8 protein-coding genes are annotated in these 12,614 nt (G+C 60.9%); all 8 read right to left on the bottom strand.

The window, feature by feature from the left end; translation table 11 throughout:
- Positions 1 to 3,563, bottom strand: a 3,563-nt coding sequence (locus AC1RJ3_RS19175; RefSeq protein WP_493079934.1) for a toxin VasX, incomplete at its 3' end; no start/stop codon positions are given.
- Positions 3,560 to 4,426: a DUF4123 domain-containing protein gene (locus AC1RJ3_RS19170; RefSeq protein WP_493079932.1), complete on the bottom strand. Its 867-nt coding sequence runs from the start codon at positions 4,424 to 4,426 to the stop codon at positions 3,560 to 3,562. The genes AC1RJ3_RS19175 and AC1RJ3_RS19170, both read right to left, overlap by 4 nt.
- Entirely contained in the window at positions 4,423 to 6,423 is a 2,001-nt protein-coding gene (locus tag AC1RJ3_RS19165; RefSeq protein ID WP_493079930.1) for a type VI secretion system Vgr family protein, read from the bottom strand. Before AC1RJ3_RS19165 ends, AC1RJ3_RS19170 begins: the two co-directional genes overlap by 4 nt.
- Before the next feature lie 300 nt (positions 6,424 to 6,723).
- Entirely contained in the window at positions 6,724 to 8,364 is a 1,641-nt protein-coding gene (locus AC1RJ3_RS19160) for a BatD family protein (RefSeq protein WP_493079928.1), read from the bottom strand.
- Complete coding sequence (locus tag AC1RJ3_RS19155; protein ID WP_493079926.1) at positions 8,361 to 10,112, bottom strand: VWA domain-containing protein; 1,752 nt, start codon at positions 10,110 to 10,112, stop codon at positions 8,361 to 8,363. Before AC1RJ3_RS19155 ends, AC1RJ3_RS19160 begins: the two co-directional genes overlap by 4 nt.
- Entirely contained in the window at positions 10,109 to 11,185 is a 1,077-nt protein-coding gene (locus tag AC1RJ3_RS19150) for a vWA domain-containing protein (RefSeq protein WP_493079924.1), read from the bottom strand. The genes AC1RJ3_RS19155 and AC1RJ3_RS19150 overlap by 4 nt, the downstream gene beginning before the upstream one ends.
- Positions 11,178 to 11,672, bottom strand: a complete 495-nt coding sequence (locus tag AC1RJ3_RS19145) for a DUF4381 domain-containing protein (RefSeq protein ID WP_054597167.1) — start codon at positions 11,670 to 11,672, stop codon at positions 11,178 to 11,180. The genes AC1RJ3_RS19150 and AC1RJ3_RS19145 overlap by 8 nt, the downstream gene beginning before the upstream one ends.
- Positions 11,669 to 12,613 (bottom strand): DUF58 domain-containing protein, encoded by a 945-nt coding sequence (locus tag AC1RJ3_RS19140; protein WP_493079922.1) that lies wholly within the window; start codon positions 12,611 to 12,613, stop codon positions 11,669 to 11,671. Before AC1RJ3_RS19140 ends, AC1RJ3_RS19145 begins: the two co-directional genes overlap by 4 nt.
- Between the last annotated feature and the right edge of the window lies 1 nt (position 12,614).

Here is a 12,614-nt window from a genome sequence, read left to right as displayed (position 1 = left end):
TGCTCGGTGACGGATTGACGGGGCAGCGAAGGAAAATGGCCTTCAGCCCGAGGATTGAGGTGAATGACGTGGGTGCGAGAGATCCACTCTCCGTTGGCGCTCAAGGTTTGCACGCACACCCCCAGCTCCAGTGTCTCAGCCACCGGCGTCAGAGGGGCGTCACGATTCAGCGGATATTGAAGGCATAGAATCAATGGGTCTGCTTGCACAACCTGCAGGCTGTCCGTTACTTCATCGCTGATGACATCCTTGCGCTCACGCGCGGTACCGCGGCTGTCGAGGGGGCGGAAAAGACGATGGGCGCCAATGCCCAAGCGGTGAGACGGTTTACCGCTCAAGGGGGGCTGGAAGTTACTGAGCTTGAGCTCCGGCAGCGTCAGATGAATGTCGCTGGGTTTGGCGCGCAAAAACAGGTTCTTCAGCAATGAATCATGCTTGTTCGGGCCAAGTTGTGCAGAAGGGGCGTGAAGTAAATCACCTAGGTAACGTTGGTACTCATCCAGGCTGTAGTTGCCGCGTTCATCGGAGTCCAGGCTCCATGGCGTGGTTTTTAGCCACTTGTCGTGAGCGCTGATGTTGTAGCGGTTGTAAAGCCAGGTGCCGCCCAGTTCGAGTACCGTAAATAAGGCACCGGCCAGGTTGACCCGGAAAAACACTGTTGAAAGGCGTGTACCGGCAGCAGCCCAGGCGGCTGTTCTTGCGGCTGTGCTTTTTGCGATTAGTACGGTGCCCCCCGCGTGTAAGGTGTGACCAAAGCCATAGGCATTGACGGCTGTCATGCCAGAAGCACCCACGGTGGCAAGAGCAGCGCTACTCTGCGCCGCGCGGTTGCCGCTTCGCGTTGCCTGTTGCCAATTCTGGTGTTGGGTATTGAGGCTGGACAATGAAGAAGCCAAACCTGAAACGTAAGTAAAAATGCCTAGTCCAACATGCAGCTTCCCCATCTGCACATGCACATTCTCCAAGGCGAGATGTTGAAGCGCCTCTACTAGCTTATCGCTGCGTGCCTTCAGAGCGGTATCTGCCAGGCTTTGAGCGGCGGTGAATCCGGCAGCTCCCGTGGCAAAACTCGCACTAATCAACGGCCCCAACTTACGTTTATCTCGTGATTGGCTAAACGTTTCCCTCACAACCCCCACCAAATTCACCGCCTGCACCAAAAACACCAACAACCCGACCCCTTCGCTTTTAATCAGATCCGCATTCGGCACCCCCTGAATCCCCAGCCGAACGTTCTTCAACAAACTCCTCACCTCCTGCTGCTGCGCCGGTGGAAACACCACGGTCACTCCCGCCCGAGCCGGCGTGGCGCCATAGGTGCGCACCGAATGATCCGGCAGTTCGGCAATCGGGCTCAGTGCACCCGCCAGACGGCCTTCGAGTTGCGTCAACTCCGCACGCACCCGAACGATCTCGGTCTGCAACTCGATCGCCCGTGGCTGCTTGTGGCCGGCCTGGTTTTTGTTGTGGGTGAGCTGCTTGCGTTTGACGGTCAGGTCCTTGAGGTAACCGCGTTCCCTAAGCACGTCCTTGATGTCGGTTTGCAGCGCCGCGTGTTCCCCCGGGGTGGCGATGGTGAAGGTCACGCCAGTGGTTTTCGCCGCATCGAGGATCCGCGCCGGCAGCGCTTTGGGCAGGTGGCGGAACAATTCGTCGAGGTCTGGGACTTTCCCTCCTGCCAGATCGAAACCTTCCAATGCGCGGCTCAGGCCCAGGTTCAGCGCGGGGCTCAGGCTGTGCTGGGTCGCGTCGGCGACGGCACGGGTGTGGTCGGGTAAATCGTCGAGGGCGGGCAGGTGCGGTTGTTCGATTTTCTGCAGGGCTTCCAGCCAGTGCGGCAGGTTGTTGAACAGGCCCATGCCGGCGTTGGACAACACGCTGTATTGCACCAGCAGCTCGGGCCGAATGTGCAGCGGCAAGGTATAGAACAGCCGTCGCGTCAGCTCCGGGTGTTTTTCCAGGTAGCCAAGCATCTCTTCACTGGCGTGGTCGCTGCGGCAAATGTCTTTGAGGCAGGCGTACTCGGCGTTAAAGGCTTCGCCCAGTTGCTGCGGATCCTGCGCGTCGTAGTACCAGGCCGAGCGATGGTAGCGACCGGCACACACCAGTTGCGTGCGGTCAGCGGTGATGCGCTCGAGCAAGCGGTTCCAGCGGCCAAGGTCGGCACGCTGCTGAAACAGCGAGTTGTCCATGGCCGGGCGGTCGATGAAATCGTTGATCCCGCGTGTGCCTGAGAACCAGGAGCCCTCGAGCACGTCTTCGATGCGTGTGTTTTGCTCCCTGCCGAGCTTGACCAAGGCTCTGAGGTGACGTTCAACGAAGTCCGCAGGGGCAACCTTGAAATGTTGGCGAGTGTAATAATTGCGGTCTGCATCCTCAATCGCAGCGCTGTGGACGGCGGTGCCTTGGTGCTTACCCATCACGAAGATTGTGGCAAGGGCTTCCTTGCGCAATTGCTCCAGCTCCGGGGGCGCCGGTACGTCTATCTGCTCGACCTTACCGCCCTTGTTCAGGTACTCCAGCAAGGCTTTTCGGGTGCGTTCCTGGGTCGGCTCCGGCAACTGTTGCAGATCGGCAAACAAGGCCTCGACTGCGGGGTCGTCGCTGGCGTTGGCCAGACCGCCGGCATCATCGGGGCTGAGTTGGCTCAAGGATTCGATGTAGCAGGCCAGCAAGTAATCGCGTTCGTTGTGGTCGGCATTGCTCCAGTCGTCGACCCAGCCGACGACAGTGTCCTGATACTCGGCCAGGTCGCGCAGCACGCCGAGGTCGTCATTCACCACCAGGAACAGTGTGTCGTCCTGATAAGGCCCGCGAACCTGCCCCAGAAACTCGCCGATATGCGCCTCGCGAAAGCGTCGGGGTTTCTCCCATAAATAGGGCTCGCGTTCGTGTTCGGGAGCGTCACTGACCAGCACCGACGGTAATAGAACGGCCTCCGGCAGCGGGTTGGCCGCGAGCTCGGCTTCCAGCTCGGCGCGATCCTTGACGGCTTGCGCCTGCTGGGCCGGCACCATAGCAATCTCCGCCAACCAGCGTTGGCCTTGCTTGACCGTCAGCAAGTGCGTGCCACCGGTTTGGCAATCCACCGGGCCGAGATCGACGACCTGCATGAAGTGCTCGCGTTCGTCCCTGCTGTCGAGTACTTGCGCGCATTTGGCCACTGTCCATTGCACTTCAGCAAAGGTCACGTGCAGGGTGCTGCGCCTTGAAAACACCAGGGCTGGAAACTCTTCGATGGGCGTGTGCCGATCACCGGTAACCTTGGCGCCCTTGTGTAACAGGGCGCTGACCATTCCGTTGAGTACCTGATGTTCGTGGAGATAGCCGGTAACGCTGTCGATGACATACAACCAACCGTCGCGCAGCATGCGAATGCCCAGCGGGCGGGTAGTCAGGGCGTAGGGCAGTTTCAGTTCGGCGCTGGGGTCGAGGAGCTTTTCCACCAGTCCATAACGCAAGGGCAACAGCTGAACGTGGGTTTGCCGCAAGGGGCAGGCAGCGGGAGAACCGATGGCGGTTTTGGACGCTGCCGCGGCAGCGAGGTTGGCAGCAGCGGTCATGAGCGTTCTCCTTCAGTGGCCCAGCGGTGGGCCAGATCAGCGGCCAGCGCAACGCGCTCGCCGGGTAATTGCAACGATGGCGTATGGAGCAATTGGGCGATGTGCGGATGTTGTTCGAGCGTCGAGCCGTTCAGCCAGGCCATGACGTTGGCGTAATAGAAAAGCTCGGATTGGCTGCATAAACCCAAGGCACTGGCCTCGGACTCCAGCTGTTCGAGCATTGGCCAGCGCTCACCCACGGTTTTGCCGACCGGATACTGGGGGAAAAAACTGAGCAAATGCGTGTCGAGTTCGAGCAGTGCGCGGCGTCGGTCAACACGGTCCAGCGCTGCATTCTGTTCAGGGTTCAGGCGATAGGGCGTCGACAACTCAGGGCATTCAGTCAATCGGGATTGATGACGATGCCAATGACCATCGACGCTATCGGCCATTACTGCGCAAGAAAGGGGGCCGAACAAACGTTGATCGCCGCTGCCGAACAGTGCCTGCGCCACGGCCGCATCGGCCAGGCGCAAAACCACTGGCAGGCCTTCGGGCAACTCGATGGTCAGCAGTTTGCGTAAATGTTGAGCCACGTCATGCACGGGGGAGGTGCTGAACAACAGCACTCCCCACTCTTCATGCGCCTGTTGCAGATAGAACTGAAAAACCGCTTCGTCAGGATGTGGAATAGCTACCAGCAGCGGTGAGATATCCCGCAGGGAGGTGAAGGGCGCACTGTCATACAGTGCAACAGTGCTTACGGCGGGATTGAGTGTTTTCAAGCGCTGTGGCAAATCGCTGAAGGTCGTGCCGTCCAGCAACAGGAAAGCCTGTTGCTCGTTCCAGGGCAGGTCTTCAGGCAGGCAAGTCGAGAGTTTCATGCTGGGGTGGCCTCACAAATCAGGCAACGCGAAGCGCGGGTTGAAATCAGTGCGTGGCGTTGCTGCGCCGCGTGGAAAGCCACTTTCAGCAAAGGCAAGGCGCCCGGCATCAAAGGCTCCGCTGGCATGCTCACGGGCGCAGTGCCGCCCTGCAGAATCGGCACGCTGCTGAAAATTCCTTCCGGGCCCAGCGTCAGCCATTGACCGCCAGCCATGAGCCCCAGGTGCGTTCCACCGTTGATGACGACTCGTTGTCCGGCGCTGAGCTGAATCTGCTGCATGGCGCTGAGTCGCTGACTGGTGACGCGAAGATGTTGATCGCCCTGAACCAGCAGGTGATCGTCCTGTTTGATTTCAGTCAAACGGTTGCCGCGGGTCAGGCGCTGTTCTTCGCCGCGCAGTTCGTGGCTGGCGAGGCCGCCGATCACCACGGTTCGCTGGTTGTCGACCTGAATGCGTTCGTCATTGAGAACGAGCTGGACAAAATCGCGCTGGGCACGCAAGGCTATCTCTTCGGCACCTTTTTTGTCCTCGATGCGCAGCTCGTTGTAACCGCCCCCACCGGGGCTGCTCTGACTGCGGAAAATGCTACGGGTGTGCTCGGCCGGCAAATCCAGTGGTACCGGTGTCGCGGCGTTGGCCAGGCAGGCAACGACGACGGGTTTATCGGGATCGCCATCAGTGAATCCCACCAACACTTCCATGCCGACTCGCGGGATCTGCACGCTGCCGTAACTGTCATGGGCCCAGGCAGCGGCGACACGCAGCCAGCAACTCGATTGTTCATCGTGCTGCCCGTCGCGGTCCCAGGGCAGCTGGACTTTGACTCGACCGTATTGATCACAATAAATCTCTTCACCGGGCGGGCCCGTGACGACTGCATGCTGATTGCCCATCATCCGGGGCTTGGGGTGTTCAAGGGCCGGTCGGAATATCACGTCCCAAGGTGTGGCGACAAAATGGTTGCGGTAGCCCTGACTGAAGCCATCCTGCGAACGACTGTCGGTGATCGACTCTTCCAGCACTCCAGGTTGAAAACCGGTGTGCTCCACTTCAGTCAACAACCACAGTCCATTCCAGTCAGCGCGAGGGTGTTCGGTCATCTCGAAAAAATAGCCGCTGCGCATCGCGCTTTGATCGCTATGCCCATTCGCTTGCCGGTAATCGGCGCGGTGGCGCTCCAATGCCCGATTGGCCAGATGTTTGCCGTGGTCTCGATGGGTGAACTGGCCTGGAAAGGCGTAGTCCTCCAGGTGAGGCAGCAACGGGTGTCTGGTCTCGCTGTCAAGTTGCAGGCGCGGTTTCTCGAAGTCGTAATCACGGCGGCTGACGTGCGTGGGGCGCGGTTCCAGTCGCAGCTTGAAACGGTCAATCACCGGCGCTTCGGTAATCATGCCGCTGTCTTGCCTGTACGCGGTTGACTGTTCGGGTTTCGAAAAAACGCTTTGATCGTCGCCGAATACCAGCTCATGCCCATCGGCGCTGTGCTGGAAATGAAAGTGCAGGCCTTCTTCCTCACACAACCGTTGAAGAAAATGCAGATCGGTCTCGTACTGCACGCAATAGCGTCGTGGCCGGTACTCGGCGCTCAGTTGGAAGCGCCAGGCATCGGACTGGATTCCCTGGTCTTTCAGCACTGTTGCAATGATTTGCGGCACGCTCTGGTGCTGAAAAATACGCTGGTTGTGACAATGGGTGAGATAGGCGAGGTGCGGTGCCAGGGTCATTTGATAGCGGGTCAGGCGTTTGCCCGAGTCGCCTTGCGCGATTTGATAGATCTGCCCGTGAAGGCCGGCGCCGTCAGGACCGAAGCTCAGAAAAGCCGAGCGATGCAGGAGTGAATCGAGGTCCAGGTCGGGGCGTTCGCTGACCAGTTCCAGTTTGACTTCGTAAGGCTGGTTGAGCGCTTCCTTGGCGCGGAATTCGAGTACCTGAAGGTCGTCGGAAAAACCTTCAATATCGAGTCTGAAAGTGATGGGGGGGACGGCGCTGAACATCCACGTTTCCTTGTGTCTATTTCAAGTCACAGGACTTTGCGTGGAGCGACGAACCGGCGCAGTCAGACGGATCGATATTTAGAGTAGGACGGATCCGTTAAGCCGGATCGCTGTCGAGGGCCCTGACCTTACGGGACGTACTCCGTAGGAAACAAGGTGATGGCCACGGGGAAAACAATCGCGGCGAAAGGGTGGGGTTAATGACAAAAGATCGGGAATGCAGAAAGGCAGAAAAGATCGCAGCCTTCGGGATGTACACCATTTCCCTGTAGGCGCTGCCGAAGGCTGCGATCTTTTGCGCTACTTCGGATACAACGGCGGCAAGCCACTGTCGCCCACCGGGTCATGGACCCGTTCGGCAATCGGGATGGCGCGGATCGCGCGCCAGAGTTCTTCGCCTTGCCAGTAATGCCCGGTTTCGCTGTAGAGCGCGCCATTCAAGCCGTCCAGGGCGTCGGACAGCGGTACGAAGCGTGCGGCCATGTCGGCCAGGGTTTCCGGCTGTTGACGGGCCCAGGCGTCGAGCGCCTGACGGGTGGCTTGAGGGTCGTTGGCCTGGCACGCACGCTTGAGGTCGTCGAGTAGGGTGCGCGGGCTCGGGCCCGTTTGCGTGGCGCGCAGAATCGCCGGCTGCCAACGCGCACGCCACCACAGGCCGAAGCCAAGCAAGGTGGTGCAGGCGAGGATCAAGGTGCTGAGCTTCCAGTACCAGAGCGCTTCACTGCCGAGCGCTACGGTAGCCGGCACGTTGCCCGCTGGAGTGTCGACCATCAGGCTCGGGTTGCTCACGGTGTTCAGGGTGCGAGCGGGCAGGCTGCTGCGCTCCAGATGATCTTGAAGGGTGTTCCACCAGACCACTTCCACGGGCGGCAATTCGATCTGCCCGATACGAGTGGGCACCAGTGCTTCGCGGTCTTCGCGGATGCCGGTCAACCCTCGGTCACTGGGCTGATTGCTCAATTGTGGCTGATCGGGATAACGCCGCAATCCGCTGGTTTCAGTGGCGGGCAGGGGCGGCAGTTGCGAACTGGCCAGGCCTTCGGCTTTCAGGGTCAGGCTGCGGGTCATGGAGTCGCCCACTTGAACGTGATCAGGCGTAGGGTTCCAGCTTTCACTGAGACTCAGGCTGCGTGCTGGCAGCCAAGGAGCATCGGCGGGATAATCGGCCGGTTTGGGCTTGACGGTCAGGTTGAGCCCGGTGGAGCTCACGCGAATCAGTTTGCCCGCTTTTGGCCCTTGCGGGGCCGACTCCTGAGAGGGTTGCGTCTCCACCAGGGTGGCGCTGAACATCTGCGCGGGAATCGTCAGCAGGCCACTGTGTTGCGGGTAAATTGCGTACTGCCGTTCGATCACGCCGTGGCGCAGGTCATTGATGACTTTTTCGTAAGTGCGCGACTCGCCGAGTTGTTCGACGCGCGCATCGGGGATTTGCAGCGGAGTAAGGCTGCTGTCGTCATACAGCGACACCGAGTGATAGATGCGCAAGGTCAGAATCGCCTGGGCCTGCACGTACACCGTGTCCTGATCGAGGCTGGTCTCGATGAATACGGGGGCCAGTTTGTCAGCGCTGTCCTGCTTCTCGCTTTCGACCACCTGCAAGTTGATCGGCTGGCTTTTGTACTCACCAAGCGCCAGGGACGGGATGACCAGTGTGCCGTTGTGGCGGGGCAGAAGGGTGATGATCCAGCGGGTGGTGGCGTGGCTGTCGTCGCCCAGGGTTGTGGGCTGGTTGACCTGGCGGGTGCCGCGAACCTCGAACAGCGGGTCAAGTGCGCTCAGGTCAGGTTTGCCGAACTGCGTGACATCGCTGGATTCGAGGGTCAGTTCGACCGTCTCGCCGGAATTCACGCGGCTGCGATCGATGCTGGCAACCAGCCCCGCAGCCTGGGCACCGACGGTCCAGAGCGAAAGGCTGAGCAATAGAACGGTGAAGCGGGTCATCGAGTTTTTCCCTGATCCTGATGTTGTTGCTGTTCGTACCAGAATTTACGTTTAAGCAGTTCGCCCGGCTCATCCGGGATTTTACGCAGCCATTGCTCCAGGGCCTGGCGGCGCTCACCGTCGAAATTGGCGTCGGCGGTGCGGATCGGCGGTGTGCTGCGTTGTTCATCGCCCAACTCACTGCCCGGCACTTCATTATTGCCCGGTTGTGGCGGGCTGTCGGTCTGGTTTTCGCTGTTGGCGTCGACGTGCGATTGCGCGGTTTGCGTGTCGGTCTTTTGCTCGTCACCGGTCGAGGGCTGTGTCGACGCACCCGGTGGCGGGGGTTGCTGGGTTTGCAGGTGCTCTTCGCCGTCGGTTTTATCGGGCTCATTGGATGAAGTAGAGGCTTTCTGTTTGATCAACGCTTCTACCAGCGCTTTGTTGGTCTGCGCCGGGCGTAAATCAGGTTGCAGCTCAAGGGCTTGTTCATAGGCATCGACGGCAGCTTCCAGTTCAGCGCTTTTAGCCAGGGCGTTGCCGCGATTGTAGTTCGCACGGGCGTCGTTGCCTTCGGCGAAACGCTCGGCGGCAGCGGCATACTCACCGGCCTCATACAGCGCAACGCCTTGCCATTGTCGATCCTGAAAACGCTGCGCGGCCTCCGCGGGCTGGTGTTGCTTGAGCAAGTGCAGGCCCTGTTGGTCGGGGCGCAGCCAAAGATCGTTGAACTCGAAGGCGTAACTCGGTTGCGGCAGCATGAACAGCAATGGCAGGCAAAACAGCCAGCCTCGACGTCCGGCGCAGGCCGTCAGCAGCAACAGCGGCAGTAACAGCCAATAGCCCTGGTCGGCCCAGGTATCGAGGCGCAGGGTCTGGCCATCGTTACGCACGCTATGCGGGCTATCGAGCAGCCCGAGACCGCGCAGGTCGCTGTCGTCCAGCTGCGCTTGCCGGTAACTCCCCTCCATTTCGCTGGCAAAGGCTTTAAGGCTTGGCCCGTCGAGACGCGGCACGAGGATCGCGCCTTGCGCATCCTTGAGGAAGCTGCCGTGTTCGTCAGCGATCGGTGCGCCTTGCGGGGTGCCGATGCCGAGCATCAACCATTGCGGTGCCTGACCGCGCAGAGCCTGACGAATACCCTGGCGCTCCTGTTCGCTGAGGGATGAGCCAATCAGCAGAATCCGGCCCTGGCCGAGGGCGCCGCGGTTGAGTAATGTCAGTGCCTTGGTCACGGCCAGATCGGCGCGATGACCGGCCTCGGGCATGATCGAAGGTTTCAGCGCTTCCAGCAGGTTGCTGCTGGTGGCCAGGTCGTCCGAGAGCGGCACCAGCGTGTGCGCGCTGCCGGCATAGACAACGATGGCGGTCTGTGCGTCGCTGCGGGCTTGCAATAGATCGAGCAGCTTGCGCCGGGCCTGTTCAAGGCGCGTCGACGGCACGTCGGTGGCGAGCATTTCCGGGGTCAATTCAAACAGGACCACCAAGGGGTCGGCAGGTTTCTGCGCGGATTGTTCGACCCGTTCCCAACTCGGCCCCAACAGCGCCAATACCGCCAGAACCCAGGCCAGGCCCAAGGCGACCCACGGCAACTTGCTTTCACGCCCGTTGCCACCGCTGAGCAGGGTGGCGTGGAAGGCCGGCGGCAGGATCATCTGCCAGCGACCCGCGCGTTTCTGCCGGTGCCAGAGTTGCCACAGCAACCAGCCCAATAGTGGCAACAGCAGCAGCCACCAGGGACGGAACCAATGCGGCCAGAGTGCGATCATCGGCGCCTCCGCAGACGCAGGCGTTTAAGCCGCTGGCGCCAGTCAGGGTGCTGTTGCAGAAAATTCGACCGGGTGAAAAAGCGTTGCATCGGGTTGTCTGGCCAGCGTTCGCGGATCACCAGCAACAGGCTCATCAGCAACGCGGCGGCCAGCGGCCAGCTGTACAACGCTTGTGCCGGGCGAGCCTGGGTGGGTTGTTGAGTCACAGGCTCCAGTTGATCAAGGGTCTTCTTGATCTCCAGCAATTCCTTGCCGTCACGTGCACGGAAGTAGCGCCCGCCGGTAGCTTCGGCGATGGCTTTCAAGGCGGGTTCATCGAGGTCCATGGTCGGGTTTCCCGCCAGAAAAGCCAGAGGGCCGGCTTGCTCCGGATCGGCACCAATGCCGATCGGGTAGATTTTCACGCCTTCTTCGGCAGCCAGTCGTGCCGCGGTCAGCGGATCGATTTCACCGCCATTGTTGGCGCCGTCGGTGACCAGAATCAGCACGCGGCTCTGCGCCGGACGTTGGCGCAAGCGCTTCAAGGCCAGGCCGATGGCGTCGCCAATGGCGGTGTTCTTGCCGGCAATGCCGATCCGCGCTTCGTCAAGCCAGATGCGCACGGTGCGCCGGTCGAACGTCAGCGGTGCTTGCAGATACGCCTGGCTGCCGAACAGGATCAGGCCGACGCGATCGCCATCGCGCCCTTCAAGGAAGTCACCGAGCAAGTGTTTGACCAGTGTCAGGCGGCTGACGTCTTCGTCTTGCCACTCCATGTCGGGGAAATCCATGGAGCCGGAAACGTCGACGGCCACCAGCAAGTCGCGCCCACTGGCGGCAATCGGCAGCGGTTCGCCGAGCCATTGCGGGCGTGCGGCGGCGATCAACAGCAGCAGCCAGAGCAGGATGAACGGTGCTTGCTGGCGCCAGGTCGGCAGGTTGGCACGCGCGCGACGCCGGGCCAGGCCTTCAAGGTCGGACAGAAAGCTGACCTTGAGCGCCGGTTCGCCGCTGTCGGCGACCGGCAGCACAACCCGCATCAGCCACGGCAGTGGCAGCAGGGCGAAGATCCATGGCCAGGCGAACTCAAACATGCTTGCGAATCCAGGTGTCGACGGCTTGTGTCAGGCCAGCGATGGCCTTGTCGTCGAGTTTGCATTCCGGTTTGTAAGCGCCTTCAACCAGAATCATCCAGCGGGTCAGGCCGGCGGCCGGGCAACGGTTGTCGAGAAACGCCAGCCATTTACGACCGTTCAGGGTGTGGCTCTGGCTGTAGGGGTAATGGTTGCGACACAGGCGCTTGAGCAGCCCGTTGAGTTGCTGCAACCAGGCACCGGCGGGCGCACCGTCATAGGGTTTGGGCATTTGCGCCAGTTCCGCCAGCGCCGCCAGTCGCACCGGGTCCAGCGGCTGTTCGGCGCGCACGATAGAGCGCTTGACGGGAATAAAGCGGCGCAGTTGCCACAGGCCAAAGCCGATCAGTGGCAGCAGCACCAATAGCAGCCACCAACCCGGCGCCGGCGGCCAGAACTCGATGGGCGGCGGCGTCATCAGCGGTTGCAGTTGATCGAGGCTGTTCATTGGCTTTTACCCGGACGTTTCGGGTTCAGGTATTCACGCAATTGTTCGACCATTTCGCTTTGAGTGCTCAGCGGCATTAACAGCACACGCAGTTTCTGCGCCAGCAATTCCCAGCGGGCGATGCGGGCTTCGGCCTGGGCGCGATAACTTCGGCGCAGGTCGACGTTCAGCGTATCGAGTTCAAGTTGAGCCCCGCGCTCGGCAAAACGCAGCAAACCGGCAGCGGGCAGGGCGTGGTCCAGAGGGTCGGAGACTGGCAACAACAGCAAGTCACAGTGCCGCGACAGCAGGCTCAGTTGCTGCTCCGCGCCTTCGGACAAGGCGCGCTCGTCGCAGATCACGATCACCAGGCTCCCTGGGCGCAGCACTTCGCGCGCGCGGCGCAAGGCCATGCCCAGACTGTCGCGATCCGGCTCGCTTTCGGTCGTGAGGGACTGGTTGACGCGTACCATGCGGTTGAGCAATTGCAGCAGGCTTTGCTTGCTGCGCCGGGGTTTGATTTCGTAGTGCTCGTTGTCGCCGTACACCAGCCCGCCAACACGGTCGTTGTGTCCCAGCGCAGCCCAACCGATCAGGCTCGCGGCTTGTGCGGCCAACACCGATTTGAACATCAGCCCCGAGCCGAAAAACAGCCGGCGACTTTGCTCGACCATGATGAAAATCGGCCGCTCGCGCTCTTCGTGAAACAGCTTGGTGTGCGGTTCCTGGGTGCGTGCGGTGACACGCCAGTCGATGGTTCGCACATCGTCGCCAGCCTGATAGACCCGCACCTGATCGAAGTCCACGCCACGTCCGCGCAACTTGGAATGGTGCAGGCCAATCAGCGGGCTGCGCTGGCTCGGGGTGGAAAACAATTGCACTTCGCGCACGCGATGGCGCATCTCGATCAGCTCGGAGAGACTGACACGGATACCCGGTTCGGGCGCAAGCGGCTTGGTCATC

This window comes from Pseudomonas sp. GW822-FHT04C11, assembly GCF_058800905.1.
Note: the sequence above shows the minus strand (reverse complement) of the source record. Positions and strands in the feature narration are given on the sequence as shown.